The organism is Rhodanobacter koreensis (genome assembly GCF_054782855.1).
The window spans coordinates 131,125-147,169 of record NZ_BAAGRR010000011.1; the positions used below are offsets into that span (position 1 = coordinate 131,125).

Here is a 16,045-nt window from a genome sequence, read left to right on the forward strand (position 1 = left end):
CCGACGGGGTGGATTGGGCGACAGTGGAATCCATCATGGCAGCGGATCTGACTGGGGAGTTCACGATCATGCGCAAGTTGTTCATCACCATCGCGCTCGGCGCGGCCATTGCCGGTTGCGGCAACCACGAACCGGCTCCGCAGAATGCCGGCGACGCCAGTTTCGAGGCCAAGCTGCAGGAACAGTTGCTGGATGCCAAGCCCGGCAGCGTGATCGAGATCCCCGCCGGGCATTATTCGCTCAAGCGCGGCCTCAGCCTGCGCACCGACGGCGTCACCATTCGCGGTGCCGGCATGGACAAGACCGTGCTGTCGTTCAAGGGCCAGGTCGTCGGCCCCGAGGGCCTGCTGGTCAACGCCAACGATTTCACCATCGAGAACCTGGCGATCGAGGACACCAAGGGCGACGCGCTGAAGATCAACCAGGGCAAGAACATCACGATCCATGGCGTACGCATCGAGTGGACCAATGGCCCACAGACCACCAACGGTGCCTACGGCCTGTACCCGGTGAAGACGCAGAACGTGCTGGTCGAGGACTCGGTGGTGATCGGTGCATCCGACGCCGGCATCTACGTCGGCCAGTCGCACGACATCATCGTCAGGCGCAATCGCGCCGAACAGAACGTGGCCGGCATCGAGATCGAGAACTCGGTCAATGCCGATGTCTACGACAACACCGCGACCAAGAACACCGGTGGCATCCTGGTCTTCAACATGCCGAACCTGTCGCTGCATGGCGAAGCCACGCGCGTGTTCAAGAACAAGGTGTTCGCCAACAACACCGGCAACTTCGCCGCCAAGGGCGCGGCGGTGGCCAGCGTGCCGGCAGGTTCCGGCGTGGTGGTGAACTCGAACGACAAGGTGGAGATCTTCGACAACGACATCGCCGACAACCAGACCGCGAACATCATCATCGCCAGCTACTTCTCCACCAACTACTACAACACCCGCGGCGTGGCCGCCGACTACAACCCGTACCCGAAGGGCATCTTCGTCTACGGCAACCGCCTCAAGGGCGGCGGCGATTCGCCCGACGGGCTCAAGCTGAAGACGCTGAAGACCGCGATGTACGGCCTCACCGGCGGCTTCCCCGACGTGCTGTGGGACGGCTACGTCGACCCCAAGGACCTGGTCGACGGCCTGCCACCGGCAGCCGATCGCATCTGCATCCAGGACGTCAACGGCGTCCTCGATGCGGATGGCCCGCACGACTACAAGAACCCGAGCAAGGACATGAAGCCGTTCGCATGCACCCTGCCCAAGCTGCCGCCGGTGGTGCTGAATCCGGAACCCAAGGTGTGAGGCTGCCGTTCGTGTGGGTGAAGTTCGTGCTGAAGAAGTTCATGAAACAGGCGCTGCCCCTGCTTGCCCTGCTCCTGGTCGCCTGCCAGCGCGGCATGCCGCCGGTGGCGTTCCACGCCGATGGCCGGCCACCGAAGCTCAGCGACTGGCATGTGGTCGAGGTGCATGACGGCAAGCTTGAGCTCAACCAGGGAGTGGTGCCGTACGACCTCAACACGCCGCTGTTCACCGACTACGCGCACAAGCTGCGCACGATCTGGATGCCGAAGGGAGTGACCGCGAAATACGAGCCGGTCGACACGCTCGATTTCCCGGTCGGCACGGTGATCAGCAAGACGTTCTATTACCCCAGGCCTGATGAAGGCCGCACCGGCGACGGCAAGTTCACCGACGTGGCGCGCACCGACGACTATTCGCACGACTTCGCCGGGCAGGGACTCGACCTGTCCCGCGTGCATCTGATCGAGACGCGCATCCTGGTGCATCGCAAGGAAGGCTGGGCGGCCATTCCCTACGTGTGGAACGACGCGCAGACCGAAGCCACGCTGGCGCGCACCGGCGCGGTGATCCCGCTGACCCTGGTCGCCACCGGCGACAGCAACGCCGGCGTGCCCGCGCGCGAGGACTTCAACTACGTGGTGCCCGACGAGAGCCAGTGCGCCAGCTGCCATGCGCAGGACTGGATCGACCGCAAGGTGCATCCGATCGGCCCGAAGGCACGTCACATCAACAAGGACTACCACTACGCCGACGGCGAGCAGAATCAGCTCGAACATCTGATCAAGGTCGGCTACCTCAGCGATGCACCGGCGCTGGACCAGGTTCCGCGCGACGCGAACTGGGCCGACCCGAAGGCGCCGCTGGATGCGCGTGCGCGCGCCTATCTCGACATCAACTGCGGCCACTGCCACAACCCGCATGGCGCGGCCAACACCACGGGCCTGTCGCTGATCTACGGGACGCCCGAGGATCACCGCCTGGGTATCTGCAAGCCGCCCACCGCCGCCGGCCAGGGCACCGGCGACCACTTCTTCGACATCGTGCCGGGCAAGCCGGATGATTCGATCATCCCGTTCCGGCTTTCGTCGACCGAACCGGGCACGATGATGCCGGAGATCGGGCGCAGTACCGTACACCGAGAGGGAGTCGCGCTGATCAAGGCCTGGATCGCGGCACTGCCGGGCACTTGCGTGGTACTGCATTGAACACCTGACACACAAACCAACAGCACCGCGGCCAGACCTGGCGCGGGCATTCCATGCATGGGGAGCACGGCATGAGCATGCGTCAACATCCACTTTCGATCGCCTTGCGCCGGTTGTTGCTGGGCGCCAGTACGCTGCTTCTGTGCGGCCCGTCGCTGGCCATCGCCGCCGACCCTGCTCCACAGGACAATGCCACCAGCAGCACGGCCACCACGCCTGGCCAGGCGCATGACAGCAAGGCCAAGGTCGCCGAGGCGAAGCTGCTCGGCAACGTGACGGTGACGGCGCAGAGCCGCTCGCAGGAGATGCAGTCGGTGCCGATCCCGCTGCAGATCATCACGGCAAAGGAGGTGGACACGCTGGCTGCCACCGACATGAGCAAGATGGACATCTTCGTGCCCGGCCTGGTGGTCAGCGCGGGCCAGCCGACCCAGCCCTCCTATTCACTGCGCGGCATCGGCGGCAGCGGGTTCGGCATCGGCACCGAACCGGCGGTCGGCGTCTATATCGATGGCGTCTATGCCGCACGCTCCGGCGGCGCGTTGCTGGCGTTCAACGACATTGCGCGCATCGAGGTGCTGAAAGGCCCGCAAGGCACCCTGTTCGGCCGCAATTCCGCGGCAGGCGCGATATCGATCGTCACCAACGAACCGAGCGACAAGTTCGAGGCAACGGGCACTCTGCGCTACGGCAATTACGGAGAGCGCTACGGCGATGTGCTGGTGAACATCCCGCTGAACAACGACATGGCACTGCGCGTGAGCGTGCTGGACAACCAGAGCGACGGCTGGGTCAAGGACCAGGCGACCGGTCAGCACTATGGCAAGAACGACGACTGGGGCACCCGCGCGGTATACCGCTGGAACATCACGCCGGATACGCGCGTACTGCTCTCGTGGGACCACGAACAGCTCAAGCAGCCACCGCAGCCGGCATTCGGCCTGGTGCCGCTTTCCAGCTATGTGCCCCGCCCCGCCCCGTTGACCGGCCTGGTGCCCCCCTTCCCGGCCGACCCCCTGACCTACCTCAATCCCTTGCATGCGCCGCTGTACAACGATGCGGTGGGTGCGGCCGAAACGCGCCGCTTCGACGGCGCCACGCTGACCGTGGACCACTCCTTCAGCTGGGGCAGCTTCACCTCGACCACGGCATGGCGCAACTTCGACACCTTCAACCTCGGCGACTACGACGGCACCAGCAACATCGATACCTACCTCACCACCGCCAACATCGAGCACAACAACAGCTGGTACCAGGAGTTCAAGCTGTCCGGCAACACCGACCTGGTCGACTGGGTTGCCGGCACCAGCTTCTATCACGAGCAGGCGCGCCAGATCAGCCAGGTCGGCACCAACACCAACACCCTGGATACGCTCGGCTTGAACAGCGGTGCACTGACGCCGACGGGCACCTTCGCCTACTACGACTCGCTGTTGCCGCTGTTCGGCTACGGGCAGTACCACCTGCTCGGCAACCCGTGGCTCGAAGAGGTCCGCAACGACGAGAACATCACTGCCTATGCCGCCTATGGCGACGTGATCTGGCACCTCACCGACAACCTCAACCTCACCACCGGTGCGCGTTACACGCTCGACCAGAAGCAATTCAGCTGGTTCAACCCGACCCGCTACGCGCCCCAGCTGGATGCCACCCTGGCCGGACTGGCACCGCTGCTGCAACTCGCCGGCATCGACCCCAGCGTGTTCCAGCAAAACCAGATCTTCAATGCCGCCACCGGCGCCCCGGTCGGTGTATTGGCGCAAGCCCGCAACAGCTGGCGCGACTTCAGCCCGCGCGTCGTGCTGGACTACCACTTCACTCCGAACGTGATGGCCTATGCCTCGGTCACCAAGGGCTACAAGGCCGGTGGCTACAACGCGCTGGAGTTCAACTCGATCTACGCGCCTGAACATGTCACCAACTACGAGGCCGGCATCAAGACCGTGTTCCCCGACCAGCGCCTGCTGTTCAACGTGACCGGCTACTACTACACCTACAACAACCTGCAGGCCCTGGTGCTCCAACCGGCCACAGCTGGCACCAACGGCATTCCGGAATACGTCACCAGCACCAGCGACCAGCACGCCCGCGGCCTGGAGGCCGAACTGCAGTGGGCACCGCTCGATGACCTGCGCCTGGGGCTGAACGGCGCCTTCATCGATTCGATCTATACCCATTACATCGCCCCCGACGGCAAGAACCTAGCTGGCCAGCCCACAGGTACGCCCCGCTTCTCCGGCGCCGCCACCCTCAGCTATACCCTGCCGCAGGTGTTCAATGGCAGCCTGGTCTACGACGCCTCCTACGGCTATCGCGGCAAGTCCCGCTGCAACAGCGATTCGATACTGCAGGGCACGTGTCAGGTCAGCCCCAACTTCAGCGTCGGCAGTGCGCAGCAGAGCGTCGACATGCGGCTGGACTGGAATGCACCGGGCGATCACTGGGGCGTCGGCATCTTTGTCACCAACCTGCTCGACAAGCGCTACGTCACCGGTGTCGACAATACTGCGGCGCCACTGGGCTCGGCTTACGCGAACATCACGCCGCCACGCATGTGGGGCGTCGAACTGCGTGCGAAGTTCTGACATCGGCTACCGGCGCAGCCACGCGGCTCGTCCTCACGCACATTTCCGCTGCATGGGCGCATGCTGCAACTCTTCACACAAGTGGCCTTCATGATCGATTCCGCAACCGACCTCAGCCAGCGTCTGCAGCTCCTGCGCACCGCCCAGCGCGCCGAGCCCATGCCGGAGTGGCCTGCGCGCGCCACCAGGCTGCGTACGCTGGAGAAGATGCTGCTCGAACAGCGCGAGGCCTTCGCGGTGGCGATCAATGCCGACTTCGGCTGCCGTCCGCGCGAGGAAACCGACCTGCTGGAACTGTTCCCCAGCCTGTCGGCGGTCCGCCATGCACTCGGCCACGGCCGGCGCTGGATGAAGCCACGGCGCCGGCTGGCCGGCCTGGCGTTCCTGCCCGCACGCACCGAACTGCGCCCACAGCCACTCGGCGTGATCGGCATCATCGTGCCGTGGAATTACCCGCTGTATCTGGCGGTCGGCCCGCTGGTCGACGCGCTGGTCGCCGGCAATCGCGCGATGCTGAAGATGAGCGAGTTCACGCCGCGCTTCTCGGCGCTGTTCGCCGAACAGGTAGCCCGCTATTTCCAGCCCGACGAAGTCGCTGTGGTGACTGGCGATGCGGCCGTGGCGCAGGCCTTTTCCGCGCTGCCGTTCGACCACCTGCTGTTCACCGGCTCCACCGCGGTCGGCCACCATGTGATGCGCGCCGCGTCCGCCAACCTGACCCCGGTGACGCTCGAGCTGGGCGGCAAGTCGCCGGCGATCATCGGGCCCGGCGCGCGTTTCGAGCATGCAGTGGAACGCATCCTGTTCGGCAAGCTGGTCAATGCCGGGCAGACCTGCATCGCGCCCGACTACGTGCTGCTGCCCCGTTCGCAGGTGGCGGATTTCGTTGCTGCAGCTCGCACTGCCGCTAGCCGGCTGTACCCCAAGCTGGGGGAGAACGCGCAATACACCAGCATCGTCTCCGATCGCCAATACGAGCGCATTGCCGCGCTGCGTGACGGCGCGGTGGCCGCCGGCGCGCGTGTCGAAACCTTGGGTGACGAGACCGCAGGCAACACGCAACCGCGTCGGCTGTCGCCGGTGCTGTTGACCGGTGTCAACGACACGATGACCGTGATGCAGGAAGAGATCTTCGGCCCCTTGCTGCCGCTGGTGCCGTACGACAACCTGGATGAGGCGATCGCCTACGTCACCGCGCATCCGCATCCACTGGCGCTGTATCTGTTCGAGCAGGATCAGGCGTTGATCGACCGCGTGCTGGCACGCACCGTGGCCGGAGGCGTCAGCCTCAACGACACGCTGTTTCACATCGCCCAGCATGGCCTGCCATTCGGTGGCGTTGGCGCCTCGGGCATGGGCGGTTATCACGGCGAAGCCGGCTTCCGCACGTTCTCGCATCTGAAGCCGGTGTTCCGGCAGGCTCGCTTCAACGGCGTCGGCCTGCTCAACCCGCCGTACGGCGCACGCTTCAAGCGCATGCTGGGCCTGCTGCTGAAACGCGGCTGAAACGGCGCGGTTCGTCCGCGCTCCTGCTACCCTCGTGAATGCTCCGGGCTTCGTCCCGCCATGCGTTCCAGGCAGGTATCGCCATGCAGTGTTTTGTCTATGCCAGTCTGCGCAAGCACGACAGCTACCTGTGGCTGGCGCAGCGCGACGGGTTCGACGTCTTGCCCGAATCACTGGTGCTGTTGCTGGGCGAGTTGCGCTTCGTGATGGAGGTGTCACTGGACGAGCAGCGCAAGCTGCCGGTCGAGGATGCTGCCCAGGTACTCGAACATCTGCGCACGCAGGGCTGGCATCTGCAGTTGCCACCGCAGGAGACCCTGGCCTCGGCCAACCACCCCGCCTACCAGCACTCTCCCCGGAACGATCGAGGCGAGTGAATCGCGCGAATATGTCGATGGGGTTAACACTCGGTTACCGTCTGCACATCCAACGATTTCTATACTGTCGCCATGACCCAGCCCAAATCGCGCCGCCGCCCGCCATTACTGCAAGCCCTTGCCTGGTTCATTCCGGGACTTATCGCGGTCGCTGCCGCCGGCTTGGCCACGCATCCATTGACGCTGATTCCGTTATTGCTGGCCAATGCGCTGACCATGGCGGCGATCTGTCATGCCATCGGCTTCGATCCCGAGCCGCACTTCTTCCGCACGGTGTTCCGTCGTGGCGCCGCTCATCTGGTTATGTTCACCGGCTATACCGCGTTGGTGTTCGTCCTGGTCGCGTGGCCGATGCTGCAACTGAGCCAGGCACCCAGCCTCGGTGCAGTGCTGCTGCTGGCTGCCGCGCTGGTGCTGGCGCTGGTGGCACTGTGGCGCCTGTGGCCCGCGTTTGGTCTGGTATTCGTGTGGGACGACGCCTATCCGAGCCAGCGCGATGGTTCGTGGATCTTCACGGCGACCTTGCGCAGCATCGCATTCGGGCGACATCTGTCGCACGAGGAGCGGTTCTTCAGCCATTTCCTGCCCGCGGCGCTGGCCTTGCTCACGCTGGCGTTCGGTGCGATCGCGCTGACCGGCCTGGTCGGCGTGCTGCCATCCGAACCACGCATCGCCGCGCTGGCGCTGTATGGCATCGTGCTGCTGCCGCTGGGTTGCCTGGTCATTGCCAACCGCACCTTGCGTGCGCTGTTGTGCGAGCGGCACCAGCCGCGTCGGCGTGACGACCAGGCCCGAACTGCAGCAGTGGGAAACATGAGTGCCCCGCGACCGGTGCTGACCGAGGAAGAACGCACTGCCGGTACGCCCGAGCAGGCCGAGGCCTTGCTGGTCGCCACCCGCGATGGCGATATCGAACGTGCACTGGCACTCGTCGAAGCCGGCGCCGATCCCGATACCGCACCTGCCGCCGAGGATCGCGATCAGCGTCCGGTGCTGATGCTGGCCGCATTGCTGCCCGATACGCGCCTGCTGCGTGCGCTGATCGCCAAGGGTGCCGACGTGAATCGCGCCACCGGCGGTCTCACGCCATTGCTGGCGGCCACCCGCGACAGCTGGCACGGCCGCGCCGAGGCTGTGCTGACCCTGCTCGCCAATGGCGCCAGCCCGCTGGCCACGGATGCCGAAGGCAATACCGCGCTGCATGGCGCGGTGCTCAGCGCCGAACCGGGCGTGGCGGCCATGTTGCTGGATGCCGCCGCACCGATCAACGCAGTGAACCAGGCCGGCGTCAGCCCGCTGGCCACCGCCTGTCGCGCCGCCAACTGGCCGCTGGCGAAGTTTCTGCTGGAACACGGCGCCAAACCGGCGCCAGCCGATGGTGAGCCGGCCTTGGTCGCCGCCGCCGGCATCGCCGACGACGATGTCACCGGGGTCAAACTGTTGCTCAAGCACCGCGCCGCGGTGAATGCCGTGGACGCGCGCCATCGCCATGCACTGCTGAGCGCCGCTGCCGAAGGTCACGAGCAGATCGCCCGCGTGCTGTGCACGGCGGGTGCCGACGTCAATCTGATCGACCGGCACGGCAGCACGGCCTTGATGGAGGCTGCCCGCGCTGGTGCCGGCGGCATCGTGCAACTGCTGGCCGAGGCACAGCCCGATGCGCGCGTGCGCGACCAGCATGGCCGCGACGCACTCACCCTCGCCTGCCAGTCACCGCACGCGCAAGGCGAAACCGTGCGTGCGCTGCTCGCGCTGGGCGCCGAACCGAAGGCGCCCGGCAGCGATGGCCGCAGCGCGCTGGATCATGCCGCCGCCGCAGGCCGCTGGGACCTGGTCGCGCTGCTCGATCCGGACACGCCGTTGCCGGCCAGCCTCAGCCACGATGTGCTGACCGAAGGTGCGGACACCCCGGCACACTTGCTGGATGCGCTGCGCTTCGGGCACTGGGCGATCGTATCGGGCTTCGCCGAACGCGTGCGCGAATGGCCACAGGCACAACTGGCGCAGCTGTATCTGGATCTGGCCACACCGGGTCTCGCCGCGGCCCGCCGCTGGCTGCTCGAACACGGTCTCGACGCCGAGGCACGACTGGAAGCACCGCGACTCGACGATGCCGACACCGGTGAAACACCCGCACTGCCGCCCCTGGGCCGGCGTCTGTTCGATGCCTTGCTGCAGCAGCTGCCGAACTCGACCGAAGCGATTGATGACCTGCTGCAAAACGGTGCCAGCCCGGCCGGCACCGGTCTGCTGGCCCAGGCGCTGGCGCGCTTGAACGGCACGGTGCAAGGTGCCGCGTTGCCGTTGAACCTGCTCGAACGCGGCGCCGATCCGTTCGGTCCGGACGCGCGCGAACGCACCCCGCTGCACCTGGCCGTGGTCAATGCCCAGCTCGACCTGCTGCAGGCACTGCTGGCACGCGGCTGCGATCCGAACACCCGCGACCGCGACGGTCGCACTCCGCTGTTTGCCGCGCTCGAACACGGTGCACAGGCACTGCCGCTGGTACGCACGCTGATTGCCTACGGCGCCAACCCGGAAGCGGCCGACGCCAATGGCGAGACGCCGCTGGGACTGGCGCTGGAGCATCCGGCGGTGGAGCGCTGGCTGGACTGGCGCGACTGGCCACGGCCGAACCGCCCGCTGCGTGCCGACGATCTCCCGGTCACCGCGGCGGCCGGCGCACTGGCCACCGTGCAACGGCTGCTGGAGCTGGGCTTCACCGTCGATACGCGCGACGAACAGGGTGCCTCGGCGCTGCTGCGCGCATGTGGCGCCGGTCATCGCGAGATCGCCGCCTGTCTGCTCGCGGCCGGTGCCGATCCGGCGCTGGCCGCCAACAGTGGTGTGACACCGCTGGCTGCGGCGGTCGCCGCGCGGCGCGAGGCACTCGTCGAGCTGTTGCTGGAGCATCACGTCGGCGCCGACCAGCGCCTGCCGAACGATGCCACCGCCCTGATGGTCGCCGCCGCGATGGGTTATCCGGAAATCGCCGAGCGGCTGCTCGATGCCGGCGCCGACGTCAACGCGGTCGACGCCGGTGGTCGCACTGCGCTGCATGCCGCCGCGCAGTTCGGCTTCGAGCACAGCGACAGCCTGCGTGCGCGACGCCTGTTCGACGGTCTGCTCAAGCGCGGCGCCGACATCAACCGCGCGGACAGCGAGGGCAAGACTCCGCTGCTGCTGCTGCTGGGCGCGCAACTACGTCCTGGCGTCGAGTGCGACGCCACCCATATCGGTGCGCTGGTGCCATTGCTGCTCGACGCCGGCGCGCTGGTCGAGCATGCCGACCAGCGCGGTGTCACCGCCCTGCACGCCTGCGCCATGCACGCCCTGCTGCCGCCGGCGCGCGTGCTGCTGTCACGCGGTGCCGACCGCGCCGCGGCCGACGCATTCGGTCGCACCGCCGCCGACGTGGCGCGCCAGTTGGGCTATGTGGATATCGCGCACGAACTGGCTGCACGCAGCAGTGCCATCCCGAGCGTGCGGCAGACCCTGCGTCAGCCGGCGCAACCGGCCGAATAGACGCTACCCGCTTCGGCACTGCTTTCGGCGGCCGTCGCCATGGCAGTGCGCCAGCGCAGTGCCCGCCAGGCATTCACCACCTGGACCGTATCGATCTCGTCCACACGCCGGATCGACGGCAGGCCGCCAAGCACGATCACGTCGCTGCCCGACCCGCTGCGCGGCGTCCACAGCTGCGGCTCGCGGGAACCCATAAGCACCACCAGCGGGCAGCCCATGGCGGCGGCCAGATGCCCTGGTCCGGTATCCACCGAGACCATGCTGTGGGCAATCTCCAGCAACGCTTTCAGACGACCGATCGGCAAGATCGCGGCCTCGATCCTGGGTGACGCCGTATCCATGACCGACATCAGGAAATCAAGGTAACCCGCCTCGGCCGGCGAGCCGCAAAGCAGCACCTGCGCCTGCGGCAGACGGTGGCTGATGGTGCGTGCCAGCGCGGCCCAGTGTTCAGCCGGCCACGACTTGTCGTCATCCTCGGCGGCACGTACTCCGTTCCAGCGCATCGTGCGCTTGTTGGCCGGCTGCAGCAGGACCAGCGGGCGACCACTCAGGCCTTGCGCACGCAACCAGTCATCGCGATCGGCACGCTCGGCCACGCTGACTTGCAGCTGCGGTGCGGCGGCAACGGGCGACGTCGGCTCAGCGCAGGTTGCGCGGAATGCTGCCGGCGTGGTGTCGCCGAAGCGCAGCAGCAGGTCCACCCAGTGCTCGTGCTCGATCAGCGGAATGTCTTCGATGAACGTGCAATGTTCGGCCGGCACGCCGGCCAGCGCCAGCATCGGGCGCACCTTGGTCCGCGTACGCTCCACCGGTTCGCTGATGTAGAACGGCGATCCGCGCAGGCGCCGCAATGCCAGCACCGCACGCCAACGCTGCGGATGCATCCAGATTGGCCCATAGAACGAGTTCAGGCGAATGCAGCCGGCCACTTCGGCCTGTGCCGAATAAATCGCCGCCGGCCAGTCCCCCAACGCCAGCAATCGGCAGGGCTGGCCGTAGCGCATGTGCAGTTTATGCAACAGCGGCTGCAGCAGGATGGTGTCGCCGAGCCGACCGAAGCGGATCACGACGGGGCTGGCTGCTGCGGTGAGGTGAGTCGCGGGCATGATTCCTAGCAACGTGGGAACTGGCAACCGGTTGACGCCGCCCATGTCCCACCCCGCGAACCCGCCGCTGCCGGCCAGCAGCGGGGTAGCCGACCCAGTCAGTCGTCGCCGGTCAGCGGCACATCGGCATCACGCCGGCGGATCCGCGCCGCCGCCGGCTCGGCATCGGCCTCGAACAATTTCTCCAGATCGGTGAGTGCCTCGCGTGTGGTCTGGATCAGCTTGGCCTCGTCATCGTAGACCGCATACTGCATCTTGATCAGTTCCGCATCCTGGCGCCGGAAGCGTTCCACCTGATCAGCTGCCTGTTCCGATGCAAGACCGAGCGCCTCGAGCGCCTTGCGGGTCATCTTGAGGCTGGAATACAGCGTCTCGCGCACCGGTTCGTCCACGCCCAGGTCCATCAGCCGCCACACATGCTGGCGGTTGCGCGCCCGGGCAATGATTTTCAGATGCGGATACTGCCGTCGCACCACCCGCGCCACGCGCAGGCTGGATTCGGGATCGTCGCTGGCCAGCACGAACACCTCGGCCTTGTCCGCCTGTGCGGCGCGCAGCAGCTCCGGGCGCGCCGGATCGCCATAGAAAATGTCGGTGACGTTGCCGAAGCGCTGTACCAGATCGAGCTGCTCGACCGAATGATCCAGTGCCACGAACGGAATACCCTGGGCGCGCAGCACACGTGCCACGATCTGCCCCATGCGGCCGTAGCCGGCAATGATCACCCGCGGCGTGTGGGTGTCGATCGTGTCGTACGGGCGCATCGGCTTGTGCGACTTGCCACCGACCAGCTTCGCCACGAGCGTTACCAGCAAGGGCGTCAATGCCATCGACAAGGTGATCGCCAGCACCAGCAGGCTGCCCTGTCGCGTGCTGAGCAGTTGCTGCCCGGCCGCCAGTTTCAGCACCACGAAGGCAAACTCGCCGCCACAGGCCAGCAGCACCGCCAACCGCAGTGCATCGGTTCGATCGAGTTCGCCGAGCAGCCGTCCGAGCGGCCACAGCAGCACGCCTTTCAGCAACATCAGCGCGGCCACCAGTCCCAGCACCAGCAGGGGCACATGCAGTAGCAGCGACAGATCCATCGACATGCCGACGCTGATGAAGAACAACCCCAGCAGCAGGCCCTTGAATGGCTCGATATGCGATTCGAGTTCATGCCGGTATTCCGAATCCGCCAGCAGCACGCCGGCCAGGAACGCACCCAGTGTGGTCGACACATGCGCCAGCTCCATCAGCAACGCCGTACCCATCACCACCAGCAGTGCCGTGGCGGTGGACACCTCCACCGAATCGGCACGTGCCACGAAGCGGAACACCTGGCGCAGCAGGTAACGGCCACCGATCATGACCACCGCGATCACACCGACGGTGCGCAGCATGGCTAGCAGGTCGATACCGTGTGCGGCCGACGAACCGGCCAGCAGCGGCACCGCGGCAATCAGCGGAATCGCCGCCAGATCCTGGAACAGCAGGATCGCGAAAGCCTGGCGGCCATAGGCCGAGCCAGCCTCCTTGCGCTCGCCGAGGATCTGCAGCCCAAATGCGGTGGACGACAACGCCAGACTGCCGCCGATGATCGCGGCCGCATTGCCCGGCAGGCCGAACAGGAAGTACGCCGCGGCGCCGATCGCCAGGCTGCACGCCAGCACCTGCAGCAGGCCGGTGCCGAACACCGGGCGACGCATCACCCACAACCGCTGCGGCGACAGCTCCAGGCCAATCACGAACAGCATCAGCACCACGCCGAACTCGGAGATCGTCGCGACCCCTTCGGTATCGCTGACCAGGCCCAGCAGCTGCGGCCCGATCACCACGCCGGCCAGCAGGTAGCCCAGCACCGAGCCCAGCCGGAAGCGCTTGGTCAGCGGCACCGCGATCACCGTGGCAAGCAGGAACACCACCGCGGTCTGCAGGAAATGAGAGCTGTCCACGCGTGCGCCATTAGTGTCGAAGAGGCCTGATTATTCCACGCGGAACCACGTTTCGTGCGGCGACAACATCACAGCGGGCGCCCGAAAAGAAACAGGCCCGCACATGGCGGGCCTGTCATGCAGCAAGGGCGATTCGACTGCCCCGGCATGCCGGTTACTTCTTCGGCGCTTCCTTCAGACCACGGTTCTCCAGCATCGGCTCGATGCTCGGATCCTGACCGCGCCAGTCCTTGTACAGCTTCGCCAGATCAACCGTGTTGCCGCGCGAGAGGACCATCGCGCGGAAACGGTCGCCGTTTTCGCGGGTCAGGCCACCGTGGTCCTTGAAGCCGATGAAGGCATCGTCGGCCAGCATCTGCGTCCACAGATAGGCGTAGTAACCGGCGGCGTAGCCATTGCCCCAGATGTGCTGGAAATAGCTGGAACGGTAACGCGGCGGCACGTAGCTGAGGTCGATGCCGTCCTTCTTCAGCGCGGCCGTCTCGAACTGGTCGGCGTCCTGCAGCGGCGCATCGGCGCCGAGCGTGTGCCAGTTCATGTCGAGCAGGGCCGCTGCGGTCAGCTCGGTCATGGCGTAGCCACTATTGAACTTGCCGGCCTTCTTCATCTTGTCGACCAGCGCCTGCGGCATCGGCTCGCCGGTCTTGTAGTTCTTCGCGTAGTTCGCGAACACCTTCGGATCGGTCGCCCAGTGCTCGTTGAACTGCGACGGGAATTCGACGAAGTCGCGCGCCGTGGCGGTGCCCGACAGGGTCGGGTACTGCTCGTCGGCGAAGATCCCGTGCAGGCCATGGCCGAATTCGTGGAACATGGTGATCACGTCATCGAACGACAGCAGCGCCGGCTGACCGGCGGCCGGCTTGCTGAAGTTGGCGACGTTGTAGATCACCGGCTTGGTGCCGAGCAACTTGGACTGCCCCACCAGGTTGTCCATCCAGGCGCCGCCGTTCTTGTTGTCGCGCTTGAAGTAGTCGCAGTAGAACAGCGCGATCGACTTGCCGTCCTTGTCGAACACCTCGAACACGCGCACATCCGGCTGGTAAACCGGGATGTCGTGACGCTCCTTGAAGGTCAGCCCGTACAGCTGGTTGGCCGCGTAGAACACGCCATTCTGCAGCACGTTGTCGAGTTCGAAATACGGCTTGATCTGACCTTCGTCCAGGTCGTACTTCGCCTTGCGCACCTGCTCGGCGTAGTAGTTCCAGTCCCACGGCTCCAGCTTGAAGCTGGACTGCTTGAGTGCGGCCTGGTCCTTGTCGATCTGCGCCTGGATGTCGGCAGCTTCCTTCTTCGTGCGAGCCACGGCGGCAGGTGCCAGCTTGTCCATGAAGGCCATCGCCGTTTCCGGCGTCTTCGCCATCTGGTCGTCCAGCTTCCACGCCGCATAGTTCGGGAAGCCAAGCAGCTTGGCCTGCGCGGCGCGGATCTGCGCCAGCCGTTCGATGATCTTGCGGGTGTCGTTGGCATCGCCCTTTTCGGCGCGGTTCCACGAGGCCTCGAACAGCGTCTTGCGGGTATCGCGATCGCTCAGGTCCTGCAGTTCGGGTTGCTGCGTGGTGTTCTGCAGGGTCAGCACGTATTTGCCGTCCAGCTTGCGGTCCTTGGCGGCCTGCTCGGCAGCGGCGATCTCGGCATCGGACAGGCCGGCCAGCTTGGCCTTGTCGTCGACCACCACCGCGGCGTCCTTGGTGGCCGCCAGCAGCTTGTTGGTGAAGTCGGTGCTGAGTGTGGATTCTTCCTTGTTGAGATCCTTCAGCTTGGCCTTGTCGGCGTCGGACAGCTTGGCGCCGGCATGCACGAAGTTCTTGTAGACCACCTCGACCAGACGTGCGGATTCCGGATCGAGCTTGAGCGTGTCGCGCTGGTTGTAGACCGCTTCGACGCGCTGGAACAGCTTGCTGTTGAGATAGATCGCGTCCTCGTGCGCCGCCAGTTCGGGCGCCACGTTCTCCTGCACCTTCTGCAGTGCATCGTCGGTATTGGCACCGGTGACGGCACCGAACACGGCCATCACGCGATTCAGCATGACGCCGGATTTTTCCATCGCCACGTAGGTGTTCTCGAACGTCGGCGCGTCCGCGTTGTCAGCGATCTTCTCGACCTCGGCCAGCTGCTGCTTCATGCCCTCCTCGATCGCCGGCTGATAGTCCGCGTCCTTGATCTTGTCGAACGGCGGTGCCTGGAACGGCAGGGTGCTGGCGCTGAAGAACGGGTTGCTGGTCATGGCGGTGGCGGCCGGTGCGGCGCTGCTGGCGGCAGCCGTCGAAGCGGCCGGCGCGGGTGAGGTAGCGGCCCCCTGAGGTTGCTGTGAACAGGCAGCAAGGGCCATCGTGGTAGCGATCACAATCAAGCGGAGACGTAGCATCTGGCTTCCCCAAGTGGCGCGTCCGTGGTCGGACACAGTTAAGTCGGAACCTCCGACTGTACCCATTCCCGGGGGGTTTCTCCAAGCCCACAAGTCATGCCATCAACCATCGTTCCGGCCGATGCCACCGGCTTC

9 protein-coding genes are annotated in these 16,045 nt (G+C 65.9%); 6 read left to right on the top strand and 3 right to left on the bottom strand.

Features of this window, described 5'->3' with window-relative positions:
• The first annotated feature begins 68 nt into the window (after positions 1-68).
• The 6 genes from ACYVKM_RS12920 to ACYVKM_RS12945 all read left to right on the top strand — a co-directional run bounded on the left by ACYVKM_RS12920 (position 69) and on the right by ACYVKM_RS12945 (position 10,502).
• Positions 69-1,304 (top strand): parallel beta-helix domain-containing protein, encoded by a 1,236-nt coding sequence (locus tag ACYVKM_RS12920; protein ID WP_460878019.1) that lies wholly within the window; start codon positions 69-71, stop codon positions 1,302-1,304.
• Positions 1,301-2,509, top strand: a complete 1,209-nt coding sequence (locus tag ACYVKM_RS12925) for an SO2930 family diheme c-type cytochrome (RefSeq protein ID WP_460878020.1) — start codon at positions 1,301-1,303, stop codon at positions 2,507-2,509. The genes ACYVKM_RS12920 and ACYVKM_RS12925 overlap by 4 nt, the downstream gene beginning before the upstream one ends.
• A 71-nt stretch (positions 2,510-2,580) precedes the next feature.
• Positions 2,581-5,094, top strand: a complete 2,514-nt coding sequence (locus ACYVKM_RS12930) for a TonB-dependent receptor (RefSeq protein ID WP_460878021.1) — start codon at positions 2,581-2,583, stop codon at positions 5,092-5,094.
• Between the two features lie 90 nt (positions 5,095-5,184).
• Entirely contained in the window at positions 5,185-6,600 is a 1,416-nt protein-coding gene (locus tag ACYVKM_RS12935) for a coniferyl aldehyde dehydrogenase (protein WP_460878022.1), read from the top strand.
• 83 nt (positions 6,601-6,683) lie between these two features.
• The gene (locus ACYVKM_RS12940) at positions 6,684-6,977 is read left to right on the top strand and encodes a YcgL domain-containing protein (protein WP_460878023.1); all 294 of its coding nucleotides are present in this window, start codon (positions 6,684-6,686) and stop codon (positions 6,975-6,977) included.
• A 72-nt stretch (positions 6,978-7,049) separates the two neighbouring features.
• Positions 7,050-10,502, top strand: coding sequence for an ankyrin repeat domain-containing protein (locus ACYVKM_RS12945; RefSeq protein ID WP_460878024.1), 3,453 nt, complete (start codon positions 7,050-7,052; stop codon positions 10,500-10,502).
• On the opposite strand, the gene ACYVKM_RS12950 is transcribed toward ACYVKM_RS12945, so the two are convergent.
• The 3 genes from ACYVKM_RS12950 to dcp form a co-directional block, all read right to left on the bottom strand.
• Positions 10,478-11,611, bottom strand: coding sequence for a glycosyltransferase family 9 protein (locus tag ACYVKM_RS12950; protein ID WP_460878025.1), 1,134 nt, complete (start codon positions 11,609-11,611; stop codon positions 10,478-10,480). The genes ACYVKM_RS12945 and ACYVKM_RS12950 overlap by 25 nt on opposite strands.
• Before the next feature lie 98 nt (positions 11,612-11,709).
• Positions 11,710-13,545 carry a monovalent cation:proton antiporter-2 (CPA2) family protein gene (locus ACYVKM_RS12955; RefSeq protein ID WP_460878026.1) on the bottom strand — a complete coding sequence of 612 codons (1,836 nt, stop codon included), beginning with the start codon at positions 13,543-13,545 and terminating at the stop codon, positions 11,710-11,712.
• 154 nt (positions 13,546-13,699) lie between these two features.
• Positions 13,700-15,910: a peptidyl-dipeptidase Dcp gene (gene dcp / locus ACYVKM_RS12960; RefSeq protein ID WP_460878027.1), complete on the bottom strand. Its 2,211-nt coding sequence runs from the start codon at positions 15,908-15,910 to the stop codon at positions 13,700-13,702.
• Positions 15,911-16,045 lie beyond the last annotated feature (135 nt).

Bases quoted from the DNA above. Each gene is read 5' to 3' on its own strand.
- ACYVKM_RS12940 (WP_460878023.1), top strand. From the start codon at position 6,684: ATGCAGTGTTTTGTCTATGCCAGTCTGCGCAAGCACGACAGCTACCTG.
- dcp (WP_460878027.1), bottom strand. From the start codon at position 15,910: ATGCTACGTCTCCGCTTGATTGTGATCGCTACCACGATGGCCCTTGCT.
- ACYVKM_RS12945 (WP_460878024.1), top strand. From the start codon at position 7,050: ATGACCCAGCCCAAATCGCGCCGCCGCCCGCCATTACTGCAAGCCCTT.
- ACYVKM_RS12920 (WP_460878019.1), top strand. From the start codon at position 69: ATGCGCAAGTTGTTCATCACCATCGCGCTCGGCGCGGCCATTGCCGGT.
- ACYVKM_RS12930 (WP_460878021.1), top strand. From the start codon at position 2,581: ATGAGCATGCGTCAACATCCACTTTCGATCGCCTTGCGCCGGTTGTTG.
- ACYVKM_RS12935 (WP_460878022.1), top strand. From the start codon at position 5,185: ATGATCGATTCCGCAACCGACCTCAGCCAGCGTCTGCAGCTCCTGCGC.
- ACYVKM_RS12950 (WP_460878025.1), bottom strand. From the start codon at position 11,611: ATGCCCGCGACTCACCTCACCGCAGCAGCCAGCCCCGTCGTGATCCGC.